Source organism: Corynebacterium sp. CQ3829_602738 (genome assembly GCF_054478435.1).
This window is the reverse complement of record NZ_CM137003.1, coordinates 1500322-1516822: the sequence shown is the minus strand read 5'-3', so window position 1 is coordinate 1516822 and position 16501 is coordinate 1500322. Positions and strand designations below refer to the sequence as shown.

Annotated in this window: 13 protein-coding genes; 12 read left to right on the top strand and 1 reads right to left on the bottom strand. The window is 63.2% G+C overall.

What is annotated here, in order from left to right; translation table 11 throughout:
* The first annotated feature begins 1 nt into the window (after position 1).
* The 7 genes from ACX1NL_RS07340 to ACX1NL_RS07310 all read left to right on the top strand — a co-directional run bounded on the left by ACX1NL_RS07340 (position 2) and on the right by ACX1NL_RS07310 (position 8599).
* Positions 2–2110 (top strand): ribonuclease J, encoded by a 2109-nt coding sequence (locus ACX1NL_RS07340; protein ID WP_458897763.1) that lies wholly within the window; start codon positions 2–4, stop codon positions 2108–2110.
* 85 nt (positions 2111–2195) lie between these two features.
* Entirely contained in the window at positions 2196–2498 is a 303-nt protein-coding gene (locus tag ACX1NL_RS07335) for a hypothetical protein (RefSeq protein WP_458897762.1), read from the top strand.
* Positions 2499–2519: 21 nt separating this feature from the next.
* Positions 2520–2648: a hypothetical protein gene (locus ACX1NL_RS07330; protein ID WP_458897761.1), complete on the top strand. Its 129-nt coding sequence runs from the start codon at positions 2520–2522 to the stop codon at positions 2646–2648.
* A gap of 77 nt (positions 2649–2725) precedes the next feature.
* The gene (locus tag ACX1NL_RS07325) at positions 2726–3175 is read left to right on the top strand and encodes a hypothetical protein (protein WP_181888607.1); all 450 of its coding nucleotides are present in this window, start codon (positions 2726–2728) and stop codon (positions 3173–3175) included.
* A 9-nt stretch (positions 3176–3184) separates the two neighbouring features.
* Complete coding sequence (locus tag ACX1NL_RS07320; RefSeq protein ID WP_458897760.1) at positions 3185–3811, top strand: TIGR03085 family metal-binding protein; 627 nt, start codon at positions 3185–3187, stop codon at positions 3809–3811.
* A 67-nt stretch (positions 3812–3878) separates the two neighbouring features.
* Positions 3879–7022, top strand: coding sequence for a DNA translocase FtsK (locus ACX1NL_RS07315; protein WP_458897759.1), 3144 nt, complete (start codon positions 3879–3881; stop codon positions 7020–7022).
* A gap of 401 nt (positions 7023–7423) precedes the next feature.
* Positions 7424–8599 carry a TerC family protein gene (locus ACX1NL_RS07310; protein WP_458897758.1) on the top strand — a complete coding sequence of 392 codons (1176 nt, stop codon included), beginning with the start codon at positions 7424–7426 and terminating at the stop codon, positions 8597–8599.
* 25 nt (positions 8600–8624) lie between these two features.
* Here the strand turns inward: ACX1NL_RS07310 and ACX1NL_RS07305 are convergent, their stop codons facing one another.
* Complete coding sequence (locus ACX1NL_RS07305; RefSeq protein ID WP_239306760.1) at positions 8625–8909, bottom strand: YciI family protein; 285 nt, start codon at positions 8907–8909, stop codon at positions 8625–8627.
* A 49-nt stretch (positions 8910–8958) separates the two neighbouring features.
* Here ACX1NL_RS07305 and pgsA point away from each other — a divergent pair, with 49 nt between their 5' ends.
* The 5 genes from pgsA (at position 8959) to ACX1NL_RS07280 (ending at position 16480) form a co-directional block, all read left to right on the top strand.
* The gene (gene pgsA / locus ACX1NL_RS07300; protein ID WP_458898923.1) at positions 8959–9498 is read left to right on the top strand and encodes a CDP-diacylglycerol--glycerol-3-phosphate 3-phosphatidyltransferase; all 540 of its coding nucleotides are present in this window, start codon (positions 8959–8961) and stop codon (positions 9496–9498) included.
* On the top strand, positions 9495–10034 hold the full coding sequence (locus ACX1NL_RS07295; protein WP_458897757.1) for a CinA family protein: 540 nt from the start codon (positions 9495–9497) through the stop codon (positions 10032–10034). Before pgsA ends, ACX1NL_RS07295 begins: the two co-directional genes overlap by 4 nt.
* A gap of 23 nt (positions 10035–10057) precedes the next feature.
* Positions 10058–10417 (top strand): helix-turn-helix domain-containing protein, encoded by a 360-nt coding sequence (locus ACX1NL_RS07290; protein ID WP_458897756.1) that lies wholly within the window; start codon positions 10058–10060, stop codon positions 10415–10417.
* A gap of 71 nt (positions 10418–10488) precedes the next feature.
* Entirely contained in the window at positions 10489–11358 is an 870-nt protein-coding gene (locus ACX1NL_RS07285) for a PspA/IM30 family protein (RefSeq protein WP_458897755.1), read from the top strand.
* Positions 11359–11677: 319 nt separating this feature from the next.
* A complete protein-coding gene (locus tag ACX1NL_RS07280) occupies positions 11678–16480 on the top strand; it encodes a lamin tail domain-containing protein (protein ID WP_458897754.1) in 4803 nt (1600 codons plus the stop codon).
* Positions 16481–16501 lie beyond the last annotated feature (21 nt).

Here is a 16501-nt window from a genome sequence, read left to right as displayed (position 1 = left end):
CATGAATGAACCCCGCAACCGCGCACGCAAGGTGACGCGTAAGGCCGGGCCGCCGGAGGCAACCGAACAGCAGCCGGTATTCCAGGCGCCGAGCGACACTCCTGCGAACGGCGGCGGCAACGACGCGCCCGCTGAGCGCGACGGTGGCAACAACGGCAACAACAACCGCGACGACAACGGTGGCCGCAACGGCGGCAACAACCGCGGCGGCCGCGACGGCGGCAACAACGGCAACGGCGGAAACGGCGGCAACAACCGTGGCGGCAGCAGCCGCAACCGTCGTCGCCGTGGCCGCGGCGGCAACGGCGGTAACGGTGGGGGCCAGGGCGGCGGCCGCCGCAACCCCATGAAGTCCATGCAGGGCGCCGATCTGACCAAGCGCCTGCCCGCACCGCCGAAGCCGGCGAAGGACACGCTGCGCATCTACGCGCTCGGCGGCATTTCCGAAATCGGCCGCAACATGACGGTCTTCGAGTACAACGGCCGCCTGCTCATCGTGGACTGCGGCGTGCTGTTCCCGAACTCCGACGAGCCGGGCGTGGACCTGGTGCTGCCGGACTTCGGCCCGATTGAAAACAAGCTGGACAAGATCGACGCGCTCGTGGTCACGCACGGCCACGAGGACCACATTGGCGCGATCCCGTGGCTGCTCAAGCTGCGCAGCGATATCCCGATCTACTCGTCCAAGTTCACCAACGCACTGATCAAGGCGAAGACGCAGGAGCACCGCCAGCGTCCGAAGCTCAACGACGTGAACAAGGATTCCGAGGTCACCGTCGGCCCGTTCCGCCTGCGCTTCTGGCACGTCAACCACTCCATCCCGGAGTGCCTGGGTGTCTCCATCAAGACCGGCGCCGGCCACGTTGTGATGACCGGCGACGTGAAGGTGGACCAGACGCCGTACGACGGCAAGCCGACGGACATCCCGGCGCTCGCCCGCCTCGGCGACGAGGGCATCGACCTATTCATGTGCGATTCCACCAACGCCACCATCCCGGGCATCTCCGCCTCGGAGGCCGGCATTGAGGAGACGCTGACCCGCCTGGTGTCCAACGCGCGCCAGCGCGTGGTCATCGCGTCGTTCGCGTCGAACGTCTCCCGCGTCCAGATGGCCATCAACGCCGCTGTGGCCAACAACCGCAAGGTGGCGTTCAACGGCCGCTCCATGCTGCGCAACATGGAGATCGCGGAGAAGATGAACCTGCTCAAGGCGCCGAAGGGCACGATCATCCCGATCGAGGAGGCCGCGAAGATGGCGCCGCACAAGACGGTGCTGATCACCACCGGCACCCAGGGCGAGCCGATGGCTGCACTGTCGCGCATGTCGCGCCGTGAGCACCGCCAGATCACCATCCACGACGGCGACACGATCATCCTGTCCTCCTCGCTCATCCCGGGCAACGAGGAGGCGGTGTTCGCGGTGATCAACAACCTCGCGCAGATCGGCGCGAACGTGATCACCAACTCCGAGGCGCACGTCCACGCATCCGGCCACGGCTACGCCGGCGAGCTGCTCGCGCTCTACAACGCGGCGCGCCCGCGCAACGCGATGCCGGTGCACGGCGAGTGGCGCCACATGCGCGCCAACAAGGAGCTTGCTATTTCCACCGGCGTGAAGCCGAGCAACACCGCGCTTGCGCAAAACGGCGTGGTTGTCGACATGCACAAGGGCAATATCAAGGTCGCCGGCCAGTACCAGGTGGGCCAGCTCTACGTCGACGGCACCACCATGGGCGACGTGGACCCGGACGTGCTGGCGGACCGCACCTCGCTGGCGTCCGGCGGCGTTGTGTCCATCACCTGTGTGATCGACGACCGCACCGGCCGCCTGCTAGAGGCGCCGCAGGTGTCCACGACGGGCTACAGCGACGACGACCGCGACTTCAACAAGAAGGTCGTTGAAGGCGTCGAGGCCGTCATGGGCGATCTGGCCGCCGAAGGCGAGAACGATGCGTTCCGCATGGTGCAGCAGATCCGCCGCAAGGTCTCCCGCGCGATCGAGCAGAACTACAAGCGCCAGCCTGTGATTCTGCCGACCGTGGTGCCGATGTCTTCGGACAACCACGCCGCCACCGAGGACGAGATCGCCTCCACCCGCGAGTCCCGCTAAGCATTTGCTTATCGACGCCCCTTCGGCCCGCCCCGCGGCAGCCGAGGGGGCTAACGCGTTTGTGGGGCGTTGCGATAGAAGGGGTATGAGACACTTCCACCGCACCGCAGCAGCCGTCGTTATTGCCGTCTCGCTTCTTGCGCCAGTAGCTTCCGCCGACGAGACCAGCTGGACCGGCGGGCACCCGCTTCCGCCGGGAACGCAGGTCCCGTTCGATCCCGGCTACGCCACCCAGTGGCGCAGCTACGACGTGGTGAAGTTGGGCGACCCCAACTTCCGCAACCAGGATGTGCGAGGCGTTCGCGTGATCGGGCAGTTCAACCAGGATTCGATCCTGTGCCTGGAAAATGCAAAGGGCGGCATGTGGGGCTGCTACGTCGACGGCTAGGAGGCGACCGAGCTGAGCTACATGCCGTTCGGCAAGGTCGTGACTGTCGATCCGTTGGTCAACTTCTTCGCGCCGGCAATCCGCTTTTTCTTGGGGATCCAGGCGCGGCTGGGCCTGTCGAACCTTTTCGCAGGGTCCTCCCAGATCTAGGCGGAAACCGTACGGTTTCATAACAACCACGCAACAAGGCCTAGGCATCTCTGTTACGGGTGTGCACAATGTGGCCCATGAAGACCGCAACGAAAACCGCCGCGGCTTTGCTTGCCGCCGCGGTAACCCTCGCACCAACCGCTCACGCACAGGATGACGTCGACTGGACGGGTGGCCACCCGCTGCCACCCGGCACGGAGGTGCCGTACGACCCCGGCTACGCATCCGCCTGGAAGCTCTACGACGTGATCCGCTTCGGTGACCCGAACTTCCGCAACATCAAGGTGCAGGGCGTGCGCGTGCTGGGCGCCTTCGAGGGCGACTCTGTCATGTGCCACATGAACGCCAAGGGCGGGCGCAATGAGTGCTTCAAAGACGGCAAGCAGGCGACCAAGCTCGGATGGGGCGTCGGCGGCGAAGTGATTACCTTCGACCCGAAGGTTGAGCAGTTCGCCCCGCTGATCAAGGGCTTCAACAACTTGGAACTGCAGCTTTCCAGCGGCTCCGGGGTGAACCTTTCCAGCTAGGCTGGGCGCATGTCTTTTGCGCAGAAAGAACGTGAACGCCTCGCCCAGTTGTTCCTTCGGGTCGGCCCCGATGCGCCGACGCTGAACGAGGGCTGGACCACTCGGGACCTCGCAGTCCATCTACTCATCCGCGAGTCCAAGCCGGCAGCCGCCCCCGGCATCTTCGTGAACGCACTCTCAGGTGTCACGGAGAAGGAGACGGCGAAGCAAATGGCCCGCCCGTACGAGGACGTCGTGCGCGAGTGGGCTGCCGGCCCGCCGGTGTGGCTCAAGCCGCTCAACTCCGCTATGAACACGTCCGAGCACTTCATCCACCACGAGGACGTGCGCCGGGGCGGGGGAGTGGTGGAGCCGCGCGAATTTTCCCAGGTGATCAACGAGGAGCTGTTTTCGCTGGCGAAGCGCTTTGGCAAGTTGACGCTGCGTGGCGCTCCCGTGCCTGTGATTCTGACCCCGCCGACCACGCCACCCGCAACCATCGGCGACAAGGCTGGGGTGGCCGAACGCGGCGACAACGTGTTGCGCGTCTCGGGCGATCCTGGCGAGCTGCTGCTGTGGGTTTCCGGCCGCGACGCGGCGCAGGTAGAGCTGACTGGCTCCGTTGACGCATTCGAGGGTTTCGAGATCAAGATGTGACCCTTGACTGACCGTCTCGGGTGTGGCGTAAGGTGTAAATGTGACTTAAGGCGTTAGAGTTACAGCCATGTCTGTCAAAAACACCGCGCCGCGCTCGTCGCGGTCTTCTACGCGCCGTCCTGCCGGCGGCACCCGCCACGGCGGTCCGGTGTCCATGACGCACCCGCCGACATCGTCGAACGTGGCTGCTGAAACCGCCGACGAACGCGTGGGTTCCGCGTATAAAGTTGTCGGCCATTCGCTCGGCGCCGCCGCCCGCCGCGTCGGGTCGTTTTTCCGTCGCGACAAGGACCAGTCCGACTACGACGATGCCGCCGGCCCTAGGCCCCGTCGCAGCCGTGACGATTGGGAGGATGAATGGGAGGACGATTTCGAGATGCCAGAGGAGCGCGCCGAAAGCTCCGTTTCAGGCGAACGCCGACGCCGCGAACCGCGGAACGGTGGCCACGCCGGTGGCCACAGCACGTTTGAAACCCACGCCGACGCGTGGGGTTTAGTTCTCATTGGCCTGGCCGCCGTCATCGGCGGGTCGGTCTGGTTCGATGTGGCCGGACCGGTGGGTGAGGTCATCTCCACCGGCACCCACTGGCTCATCGGTGCCGGCGCGCTGATCCTGCCGGTCATCCTCGTTGGCATTGCCATCGCTCTGATGCTCAATGTGCGCACCTCCGACGCAGTGCGCGCACGAGTGACGCTGGGCTTTTCCATCATCTCTATTGGCATGCTCGGTTTGATCCACGTCTTCGCGGGCAACCCGGCGACGTGGGAGGAGCGCAAACTCGCCGGCGGCGCGTTCGGCGCCTTCACCGGCGGTGTCCTCGCAGCTGGCTTTTCCTCGTTTGTGGCGATCCCGCTGCTTGGTCTGGTGATTCTCTACGGTGCGCTCAAAGCCACCGGCATCACCGTGCGCGAGGCTTATGACTACATCAAGGACCTGGTCACCCGCATGCTGTCCAACACGGACACGCCAGACGACGAGGACCTGGACCCGTACAGCCACGTCGCCGACGACCTGGACGACATCGCGGAGGGGCGCGAGCGACGCACTGCGCGCGACCGCGCCGCTTCTCGACGTTCACGCGGCCGCGCCGCCGACGTCGAGCGCCCGGCCCGCCCGACGCGTCGCCCGTCGCTGCGACGCCCGACTCCGATGGAGAGCTACCCGGCCGATGGCGACGGCGAGCTGGACCTGTTCGATTTCGCCGACGAGGTCGAAGACCACGACGACTTCGGCCAACCTGCAGCAGAGCCTGCCGCCTCCGCCGAAACCGCGGTGGTCCAGCGCCCGGCGGCTGCTCCGGCACCGGCTCCCAAGCCGGCAGCCAAGCCCGCGGCACCCAAACCTGCGGCACCGAAGCCGCCCCAGCGCGACAACGAGACGAAGGTGCTGCAGCGGGAAGATCCGGAGACGGAACGTCGAGAAGCAACTGCCCCCGACGCCGTAGCTAGCTCGCGCGAGCAGATGGCGAAGGCGATCGCGGCGCGCAGCGGCATCGACGCCTCCAAGATCCCCGCGACCACTCCGAAGTCCGAGACCGAACAGGCCGCCCCGAAACAGGTGCGAAAGATCCCGCAGGGCGACTACCACCTGCCGTCCACGGAACTGCTGCTCGCGGGTAACGCGCCAAAGACGCGCACCGAGGCCAACGACCGCATGATCGAGGCGATCACCGACGTCTTCGAGGAATTCAAGGTCAATGCGCAGGTCACCGGCTTCTCCCGCGGCCCGACAGTCACCCGCTACGAGGTGGAGCTTGGGCCTGGTGTGAAGGTCTCCAAGATCACCAACCTGCAGTCCAACCTCGCCTACGCCGTGGCCACCGACAACGTGCGCCTGCTCACCCCGATCCCCGGCAAATCCGCCGTCGGCATCGAGGTGCCCAACGCCGACCGCGAGATGGTGCGGCTGCGCGACGTGCTGGACTCGCCGAAAGTCTCCGCGCAGGACGACCCGATGCTCATCGGCCTGGGCAAGGACATCGAGGGCGACTTCATCGCCTCCTCGATCCAGAAGATGCCGCACCTTTTGGTCGCCGGTTCCACCGGCTCCGGTAAGTCCGCGTTTGTGAACTCCATGCTGATCTCGCTGCTCACGCGCGCGACGCCGGAGGAAGTCCGCCTGATTCTGGTGGACCCGAAGATGGTGGAGCTAACCCCGTACGAGGGCATCCCGCACCTGATCACGCCGATTATCACCCAGCCGAAGAAGGCCTCCGCCGCCCTGCAATGGCTGGTGGAGGAGATGGAGCAGCGCTACATGGACATGAAGTCCGCGCGCGTGCGCCACATCAAGGACTTCAACCGCAAGGTCCGCTCCGGCGAACTGACCGCACCCCCGGGATCCGAGCGCGAGATGCGCCCGTACCCGTTCATCGTGTGCGTGGTGGACGAGCTGGCCGACCTGATGATGACCGCGCCGAAGGAGATCGAGGAATCCATCGTGCGCATCACCCAGAAGGCGCGTGCGGCGGGCATCCACCTGGTGCTGGCGACCCAGCGACCGTCCGTGGACGTGGTCACCGGCCTGATCAAGACGAACGTGCCGTCGCGCCTCGCCTTTGCGACGTCCTCGCTGACCGACTCCCGCGTGATTTTGGACCAGGGCGGCGCCGAAAAGCTCATCGGCATGGGCGACGGCCTGTTCATCCCGCAGGGTGCCGGCAAGCCGCAGCGCCTCCAGGGCGCGTTCGTCTCCGACGAGGAGATCCAAGCCGTAGTCGAGGCAGCGAAGGCGCAGCAGGACGAGCCCGACTACGTCGAGGGTGTCACCGAGGACAAGCAGGCCGAGGCCAAGGTCATCGACGACGACATCGGCAAGGACATGGACGACCTGCTCGAAGCCGTCGAACTCGTGGTCACCTCCCAGCTCGGCTCCACCTCAATGCTGCAGCGCAAACTGCGCATCGGCTTCGCCAAGGCCGGCCGCCTGATGGACCTCATGGAATCCCGTGGCGTGGTCGGCCCGTCCGAAGGCTCCAAGGCCCGCGACGTGCTGGTCAAGCCCGAGGAGTTGGATACCATCATCTGGATGATCAAGGGCGCAGACCCGGCCGAGGCGCCCAAGGACGTGCAGCTTGACGACGGCGCCGGCGACGCCAACGGTTCAGATTCCGGCGCGGGTGGCTCCGATGCGGGTGGCTCTGGTGCGGACGGCGACGCCGACACCCGGACCGTCACCGCGACGTACAACCCGACCGGAGGAGCGTTCTAGCTGGCGGACGCAGAACCCCGCCGTAGATGCTTACCCCAGGATGCTTACCGGGGCTAGATGCTTACCCCAGGATGCTTATCCATCGAGTGGTGCACCCGCCGAGGCCCTCGATATCTCGAGAAGTAAGCGTTTAGAAGTAAGCATCCTCGGGCAGTAAGCATCCTGGGGTATGCATTTGCGCGGAAGGTGGGGCGGCCCGGAGCGATACAGGGCGGCGCGCGGCGGCGGACGCGGCACGCCGCCGCGTGGTGTAGTGTGAAACGCGCTTGGAGGGGAGTACCCCGGAAGTGTCCAGGATCGTCAGCACGGTGCCGTCGTCAGGCGATAGCCCCGGTCCGGACCGCCCACAGTGGTGGGGGAGACCTCCGGTCTTTTACGCAACGCTGACCGGAGGCTTACTTATGCATGTGCCCCTTTACATTTGGCTGATCACCTCGGCGGTGATCCTGGGATTTTTCATCTTCGACTTCGTCTCGCACGTGCGTACTCCGCACGAGCCGACGATGAAGGAGTCGGGCGGCTGGGCGTTGTTCTACATGTCCATGGCGTGCGTGTTCGGCGGGCTGGTCTGGTGGCTGTGGGATGCGGAGCACGCCGTGCAGTTCTTCACCGGCTACATCACCGAGTTGTCGCTGTCGGTGGATAACCTGTTCGTCTTCGCCCTGATCATGGGCTCGTTCAAGATCCCTCGCGCGTACCAGCAGAAGGTGCTGCTCATCGGCATTGTCATGGCGCTGGTGTTCCGCCTCATTTTCATCCTGCTTGGCGCCGTGATCATCGAGGCGTGGTCGGACGTGTTCTACATCTTCGCCGCTTTCCTCATCTACACCGCCATCAAGCTGGTCTACGACGAAGTCACCGACCAGGAGGACCCGGACCCGAACGATATGTTCGTGGTCAAGACGCTGCGCAAGGTCATTCCGGTGACCAAGTCGTACCACTCCGACCGGCTCGTTTCGAGGACTCAGGCCGGCAAGAAGGCTGTCACGCCGCTGTTCGTCGCCCTGCTGTCGATCGGGTTTATCGACGTCATGTTTGCCTTCGACTCCATCCCGGCGATCTACGGCATCACCCAGGAATCCTTCCTCGTGTTCACCGCCAACGCGTTCGCGCTGCTGGGCCTGCGCCAGCTCTACTTCCTGCTCAACGGCCTGCTTGACCGCCTGGTGTACCTGCCATACGGCCTCGCGGTGGTGCTTGGCTTCATCGGCGTGAAGCTGCTGCTGCACGCGCTGCACGAGAACAACCTGTCGTTCATCAACGGCGGCGAGGGGCTCGACGTGCCGGAGGTCGGTACTGTCGCCTCGCTGTTGGTCATCGTCGGCGTGCTCGCGATCACCGCGATTGCCTCGGTGATCAAGGACCGTGCCGACGTCAAGGCGGGCCGCCGGGATCCGGAGGAGAACAACTACCACGTCGACTACGACGACCACGGAAACCGCCGCAAGGTGGACAAGCACGGCCACCACGTGGAATGGATCGACGACCCGGCTACCTCCGGCAAGGGCGATCACACCGCGACAGGTTCGCGCGACACGGACCACCTCGACGTCGCCCGCGGCGGACGCAAGGGCTGACCCGCAAGGGCTAACCAGCGAACCCCTAGCTGAAGATGTTCATCACCGGGTTCCACTCCCGGATCTCGCGGGCGGCCAGGGCGCCGGCGACGGTGTAGGGGTCTTCGTCCAACACTGCCGCGGCGTCGGCCTCCGTGGCCGAGTCCGGCAGCTGCAGGACGATCAGGGCCTGCTCGGCGCCCGCGAGCGGCCCGGAGCCGACGATGCGGCCCAGCGACAGCTGGGAGGCGATGAATTCGCGGTGGGCGGGACGTGTGTCGTCGACAAGCGATTGCTCACCGTAGGTGTACGTGGCTGCGAAATACTTCATGTAGGGCAGTCTAAGAGCGCACCGTCGCATGGGTATGGTGGAGGCTGTGATGCAACCCGACAAGCAGTCGAATTGGAACCTCCCGAACATTTTGACCTCGATGAGGATCCTGTTCATTCCCGTTTTTGCCTGGCTGGTGCTGTCTGAGCGCTGGTGGTGGGCGTTCGGGTTGTTCGTTGCGCTCATGATCACGGACAAGCTCGACGGCGACATCGCGCGCGCCCGTGGGCTGGTCACGGACTTCGGCAAGATCGCCGACCCGATCGCGGACAAGGCGCTGATGATCACCGCGCTGGTCACGCTGAATATCGCCAGCACGCTGCCGGTGTGGGTGACGGTGGTCATTGTGGCGCGTGAGCTGGGCATTACGGTGTGGCGCATGGTGATGCTGCGCCGCGGCAAGGTGGTGCCGGCGTCGAAGGGCGGCAAGCTCAAGACCGCGCTGCAGACTCTTGCCGTGGGGCTGTACCTGTGCCCGCTGCCTGCGTGGATGGACACCCCGACCTTCGTGGTGATGCTGCTTGCGGTCGCGGTCACTGTGGTCACGGGCGTGCAGTATTTGGTTGATGCAGGGAAGGTGAACAAGTGACTACCGCGCAATTGCTTATCGACGAGCTCCGCACCCGCCACCAAACCATCGCCTTCTGCGAATCGCTCACTGCCGGTCTCGCCTCGGCGACGTTGGCTGACGTGCCCGGCGCCTCGGACGTGTTGGTCGGCGGGCTGGTGACGTACTCGCCGGAGCTGAAGACGGCGCTTGCGGACGTGCCGGCGGACCTGATCGAGAGCGAAGGCGTGGTCTCCGCGGCCGTCGCGCGCGAGATGGCGCGCGGGGCACGGCGCGTCTGCGGCGCTGATTGGGCTGTGGCGCTGACTGGCGTGGCGGGCCCCGACGCGCAGGACGACGTGCCCGCCGGCACGGTGTGGATCGGGCTGGCCGGGCCGAAGTGGACCGCCTCGTCGCAGGCGGCGGAGCTGCTCGATCCCGCGGTTGGCCAGTACGCGCTCATGCCGGGAGCTGCGGTGCCGGTGCGTGTGCTGTCGGGGCAGCGCAACGAGGTCCGTCGCTTGGCGGTGGAGGCCGCGCTGGTCGGTGCGCTGACGGGCGTGCGGGAACAAAACTAAGCGGCGAGTCGTTGGAGGAATTGATGACCACTACTACTTTGCTCTACGATACCCCGGTTGACCTGCCGCTTGCGCCGGAGGCAGACCGCGCTTCACACCGCGAGCCGCTATTCCGTGAAGCGCTTGGCATGTCGCTGCGCGCGTTCCGCGCGGACAAGGGCGTGACGCTGCGTGCCCTGGCAAAGGAAGCGCGTGTGTCGTCCGGCTACATCTCCGAGCTGGAGCGCGGCCGGAAGGAAGTTTCCTCAGAGTTGTTGGCTTCCTTGTGCGAGGCGTTGGGCACCACAGTTTCCGAGGTTTTGCTTGAGGCTGTGGCGAACATGTCTCTGCACTCGTTCACCGAAGAGTTGGAGCGCACCACGCCGGCCGCAGCGGAAGCGTAGCTGGCAATCCGCGACTACAGTGGTTGGCGATTAACGCAATCTACTGACAGAAAGGTCACGGTGCTTTAGCCATGGCGAATCCCTTTACCAAGTTCTGGAACTACCTGATGGCGCTCTTCGACAACAAGATCGAAGAAAACGCAGACCCGAAGGTCCAGATCGAGCAGGCCATTAACGACGCACAGCGTCAGCACCAGGCACTGTCCCAGCAGGCGGCTGCCGTGATTGGTAACCAGCGCCAGCTGGAGATGCAGCTCAACCGCCGCCTGGAGGACGTCGAGAAGCTGCAGGCGAACGCACGCCAGGCACTCCAGCTCGCCGACAAGGCACGCGGCGAGGGCAACGCCCAGAAGGCACAGGAATACGAGAACGCCGCAGAGGCGTTCGCGGCCCAGCTGGTTACCGCCGAGTCTGGTGTCGAGGACACCAAGCAGCTGCACGACCAGGCGCTGCAGCAGGCCGCGCAAGCCAAGCAGGCCGTCGAGCGCAACGCCGCGCACCTGCAGCAGCAGGTTGCGGAGCGCTCGAAGCTGCTCTCCCAGCTGGAGCAGGCGAAGATGCAGGAGAAGGTCTCGGAGACCATGCAGTCCATGAACTCCATTACCGCCTCCGGCCCGAACCTGGACCAGGTGCGCGACAAGATCGAGCGCCGTTACGCCAACGCGCTCGGTGCCGCCGAGCTGGCGCAGAACTCCATCGAAGGCCGCATGGCTGAGGTGGAGCAGGCCGGCATCCAGATGGCGGGCCACGGCCGCCTGGAGCAGCTGCGCGCTGAGATGGCAGGGGAGCTGACCTCCGGGAACAAGCAGGCCATCGAGCAGGGTGGTGCTGCCCAGGGCGGTGCCGTCCAGGGTGGTGCTGCTGGCGCTTCGAACCCGGTCGGCGGCAATGTTTCCGACGACGCCGTCGCGCAGCGCATGCGCGAGCTGCGCGGGGAGTAGGCGTGTAGCCAGTGAAGCTTAAGTAGGCGCCGAGGATTATCCTCGGCGCCTTTTGTAATTCACCAACGGGTCCGTATATCGCAATCTCAACCGGAACTTTGGCAGCAGTTGGGGAGCTAATTGGGGCAGTGGAATCAGGATGGAGGTGAAGGCGGCAGCTTGGCTACCGAAGCTGGTCGCGGCGCCAGGTTGGATCGAGTTGTACGACCGGAATCTGTACGTTCATGCAGATTTAACCTGACAGTGGGCTGATATTTCCCTGGACGCACTAGGGTGAGCGTGTTCTATTCCTGTGAGCACCCTATGAGGAAGGGTAGATATGCATAGTAAACTATTCCGGCGCGCGATCGTGCCAGCGTTCGCCACGGCGCTCGTGGCGGGGGCAGTGGCCGCGCCAGCCGGTGCAAAGACTACTGACTCAGCCTTGGCTGACCGTGGACCGCTTGTAATCAACGAGATTGATTCGAATGATGACGACTGGGTGGAGATTTTCAACACCACAAGCCAGACGATCCCTCTCGCCGGCTGGGTTCTTGAAGACCGCAATAAAGACACGGATACACATGAACTAGCCGATGTCGCGGCGGTCATTCCGCCGTTCGGCTTCATCGTTATCGACCCGAATGTCAACCTGAACAAGGATGGCGAAGAGGTCGTGCTGAAAGACCCAGATGGGAAGATCTCAGACAGCTTCCAGTGGACAAAGGCTGGTGACGGCCCAGACTTCCACCGTTGCGCCGACGGAACCGGCGATATGGTTCAGCTCCCTAGCGGGAACTCGAAGGGTACTTGGAACTGCCCGGATAAGATCATTGATTTTTTGAATGCCAGATCCGACAACGCGATCGCTCAGGCTGGTTCCGAAAGTATCGTGATCAACGAGATTGCGACAAAGGGCACTGAATTTGTTGAGTTAGCGAACAAAGGGCATGAAGACGTTGATATCAGTGGCTGGGTCCTATTTGATAGTGGCGACGGGGCACAGAATCAGCCTTTCGTGATCCCAAGCGGAACTAAAGTGCCTGCCGGCGAATACTACGTTGCAACCACAGGATCGAATTTTGGTTTCGACGGAAATGACGGTGTCACGGTCTACGATGCTTCCGGTAAGAAAGTGGACAGCCACTCGTGGACGAGCCATCCGAATGACGGTGAGTCCTGGTCGCGCCTTGACGATATGACTGGGGCGTTTACGTCCAACCAGCTCACTCAGGGGGCGAAGAATGTTGCCCCTGCACAGGTCGACCCCAAGAACATTGTAATCAACGAGGTGGTTTCCAACGGCGATCCGGTTTCGGACTGGGTAGAACTCTACAACAAGGGCACGGCGCCGATTGACATTTCCGGTTGGAAGGTCATCGACAATGATCCGACCCATACCCCGATCGTCATTCCGAACGGGACAGTTGTGCAACCGGGTGATTTCTACGCGTTTTACACCGATGGAGCTGCCAACACCCCTGACAAGTCGAAAGGTTTCGGGCTTGGCAAGGGAGACTCGGTGACGATCTCAGATGCGAACGGAGTAGAGATTGATTCCGTGGGGTGGAGCAATGGTGCGCACGCGACTCCGTGGGGCCGTCAGCCGGATGGCACGGGCGAGTTTACGGATCTCGGCAGCAACAATGTGAAGCCGACTCGGGGGACCACAAATTCCTCGGACTCCAACCCAACCACTCCGTCAACCTCTGGTGTCGTGATCAATGAGGTCGAGTCCAACGGTGATCCTTTGGATGACTGGGTTGAGCTCTACAACATGGGATCCGACGCGGTTGATATTTCCGGTTGGCAACTGACCGATAAAGGCGGTTTGTCTAAGCACAAGGTGACGATCCCGGATGGCACGATCCTTCAACCCGGTGAATTTATTGCGTTTTATGTTGACGCCTTGGCTGGGGCGGGAAATAACGGATTCGGCTTGGGGGAAGCCGACGAAGCTGTGCTGTACGACAACAAGGGCAATCAAATAGACAGAATTGATTGGACGTCTCATTCGAAGCGCACGCTGGGTCGCCTTCCAGACGGTACTGGTGAGTTCAGCGAGACTGGAAAGCCGACTAGAGGGGCTGCGAATCTTAGCCCGGACGAAGTCATCTGGGCTGAAGAGCCGTGGCCGTTTGATCCACAGAATGTCGACAACGTAGTGCTCGGGGCCGATTTCCAAATCGACGACACTTCCGGTGTCGATTTTGACTCAGATGGTCGCGCCTGGGTTGTGAATAACAAGACCGGCACGCTGTGGGCATTCGATTACAACGACGGGAAATACGTCGCAGCGGGTTCGTGGCAACTGCGGTACCCGAACGACAATGCGGGCCAGCCGGACGCCGAGGGGGTCACGATTGGTAAGGACGGTGCCATCTACGTCGCTACTGAACGTGATACGCGAAGCGACGACACCAAGAAGGTTTCGCGACCCTCGGTGTTGCGGTTTGACATTCCAGCGGGAACCGGCGGAACTCTAATGGCGACGAATGAGTGGAACCTCAAGAACGTCGTTGGACTTGTCGGACCGAACTCGGGCCTCGAAGCCATTGAGTACATTCCCGAACAGGACCTTTATGCTGTGGGCGTCGAGGCAACGGGCGAGGTCATCTTCCTTAAACCGAACTTTACCGAAGCAGAAATCGAGCGGTACAAGGCACCATTTGAAAACGTCATGGCCCTCGATTACAACGCGGTTTCACAAGAACTGCGGGTTGTCTGCGACGAGGTCTGCGACGGTGCTTCTATCGCAGTTAAGTATGCACAAACCAAGTTCGAGCCGGTTGGCAAGGCTCAGTTTGACCCGGAAAAGATGCCTGAAGGCGCCGCCAACGAAGGCTTCGCTACGTTTACCGATGTCGGGGAATGTGTGCAAGGCAAGAAGACTTTGACTACGAGGTTCCTCTGGGCTGATGACGGTTTGTCAGACAACTCGACCGCTCTTCGCGCAGCATCGAGTGAGGAAACTGAAGACTGTACTGCACCCACAACGACAGTGACTGCTGGCGCAACGACGGCTACGGTGGCAACCTCAACGGTAACTGTCCCTGCAGCCACGACTACTTTCACGCCGGTGACCACGGTTGCCGACACTGCAGTGACCGCAACGGAGACTGCGGCGACGTCGACGGTGAAGACTGCTGGTGCGACTACGACTGAGACGCCGGTGACCACGGTTGCCGACACTGCAGTGACCGCAACGGAGACTGCGGCGACGTCGACGGTGAAGACTGCTGGTGCGACTACGACTGAGACGCCGGTGACCACGGTTGCCGACACTGCAGTGACCGCGACGAAGACTGCGGCGACGTCGACGGTGAAGACTGCTGGTGCGACTACGACTGAGACGCCGGTGACCACGGTTGCCGACACTGCAGTGACCGCAACGGAGACTGCGGCGACGTCGACGGTGAAGACTGCTGGTGCGACTACGACTGAGACGCCGGTGACCACGGTTGCCGACACTGCAGTGACCGCAACGGAGACTGCGGCGACGTCGACGGTGAAGACTGCTGGTGCGACTACGACTGAGACGCCGGTGACCACGGTTGCCGACACTGCAGTGACCGCAACGGAGACTGCGGCGACGTCGACGGTGAAGACTGCTGGTGCGACTACGACTGAGACGCCGGTGACCACGGTTGCCGACACTGCAGTGACCGCGACGAAGACTGCGGCGACGTCGACGGTGAAGACCGCTGGTGCGACCGAAACGAAAATTCCGGTAACCACTGTTACGGATCCGGAATGGACGGTCACTGAGGTTGCGGCGACGTCGACGGTGAAGACCGCTGGTGCGACCACGACTGAGACGCCGGTGACCACGGTTGCCGACACTGCAGTGACCGCAACGGAGACTGCGGCGACGTCGACGGTGAAGACCGCTGGTGCGACCACGACTGAGACGCCGGTGACCACGGTTGCCGACACTGCAGTGACCGCAACGGAGACTGCGCCGATGTCGACGGTGAAGACTGCTGGTGCGACTACGACTGAGACGCCGGTGACCACGGTTGCCGACACTGCAGTGACCGCAACGGAGACTGCGGCGACGTCGACGGTGAAGACTGCTGGTGCGACTACGACTGAGACGCCGGTGACCACGGTTGCCGACACTGCAGTGACCGCAACGGAGACTGCGGCGACGTCGACGGTGAAGACTGCTGGTGCGACCACGACTGAGACGCCGGTGACCACGGTTGCCGACACTGCAGTGACCGCGACGAAGACTGCGGCGACGTCGACGGTGAAGACTGCTGGTGCGACCACGACTGAGACACCGGTGACCACGGTGACTTCCACCAACGTCATTACCTCGACTGGAAAAACCAGTACTGTGACCAGCACTGTCGAGGACACGAAGGTCCTGTCGCCGCTGACAACGGTGGCGAAGCCGCTTACCACGACCGTGACCCCAACTACCACCGTCAATGCCGAAACGGTCACGTTGACGGCGGTGGCGGCCACCGAAACTGAGACTCCGGCTGCAGTGACGGTAACCGCCGAGACGCCGACTGTTGCGGTGGAGACGCCGGCTCTTTCGGTGAACGCTCCGGTAATTGTGGAGGCTGTCCCGGATGCCACCATTAACATCCCGGTTCAGGCTTCGGATCCGCAGGCAGTCAAGGTCCAGGGTCTGCCCGAAGGTATGGCGTACAACCCTGAAAGCGGAGCTATCACGGGCTCCGCTGCAGCTGGTGCCTACGACATCGCGGTAACTCAGGGTGAAGGTGAAAACCGACTGGTTGCAAAGTTTGAGCTCCGCGTCGGCAAAGGTCTAGCCACCACAGTGACTACCACCTCGGAAGTCCCATCTACCGGGAACCAGTCGGAGGTAGACGCCGGTTCATCGTTGGATGGTAAGTGTGTCGCTGCGCTGGCTGGATGGATGGTGCCGCTGGTGGCCTTGGTCCCGTTGGGTATCGCCTCCCAGATTGAGCTTCCGCTGCCTGCACAGGTGCAGCAGATGGTTCAAGGCTTGCAGGAGCAGGCAGCGCGGATGCTCCCTCCAGTGGACCCAGAGATTCAGATGCTTGCTGGGGGTCTCGCCGCGGCGACACTAGGTATCTTGGCCATTGTGAGCATCGTTAACGCTTGCAGTGGCGGAGGTAGCTCCACGGGCAGCAGCAACGCGTAACACAGCTCACGCCCGATAAAC

Bases quoted from the DNA above. Each gene is read 5' to 3' on its own strand.
- ACX1NL_RS07340 (WP_458897763.1), top strand. From the start codon at position 2: ATGAATGAACCCCGCAACCGCGCACGCAAGGTGACGCGTAAGGCCGGG.
- ACX1NL_RS07335 (WP_458897762.1), top strand. From the start codon at position 2,196: ATGAGACACTTCCACCGCACCGCAGCAGCCGTCGTTATTGCCGTCTCG.
- ACX1NL_RS07330 (WP_458897761.1), top strand. From the start codon at position 2,520: ATGCCGTTCGGCAAGGTCGTGACTGTCGATCCGTTGGTCAACTTCTTC.
- ACX1NL_RS07325 (WP_181888607.1), top strand. From the start codon at position 2,726: ATGAAGACCGCAACGAAAACCGCCGCGGCTTTGCTTGCCGCCGCGGTA.
- ACX1NL_RS07320 (WP_458897760.1), top strand. From the start codon at position 3,185: ATGTCTTTTGCGCAGAAAGAACGTGAACGCCTCGCCCAGTTGTTCCTT.
- ACX1NL_RS07315 (WP_458897759.1), top strand. From the start codon at position 3,879: ATGTCTGTCAAAAACACCGCGCCGCGCTCGTCGCGGTCTTCTACGCGC.
- ACX1NL_RS07310 (WP_458897758.1), top strand. From the start codon at position 7,424: ATGCATGTGCCCCTTTACATTTGGCTGATCACCTCGGCGGTGATCCTG.
- ACX1NL_RS07305 (WP_239306760.1), bottom strand. From the start codon at position 8,909: ATGAAGTATTTCGCAGCCACGTACACCTACGGTGAGCAATCGCTTGTC.
- pgsA (WP_458898923.1), top strand. From the start codon at position 8,959: ATGCAACCCGACAAGCAGTCGAATTGGAACCTCCCGAACATTTTGACC.
- ACX1NL_RS07290 (WP_458897756.1), top strand. From the start codon at position 10,058: ATGACCACTACTACTTTGCTCTACGATACCCCGGTTGACCTGCCGCTT.
- ACX1NL_RS07285 (WP_458897755.1), top strand. From the start codon at position 10,489: ATGGCGAATCCCTTTACCAAGTTCTGGAACTACCTGATGGCGCTCTTC.
- ACX1NL_RS07280 (WP_458897754.1), top strand. From the start codon at position 11,678: ATGCATAGTAAACTATTCCGGCGCGCGATCGTGCCAGCGTTCGCCACG.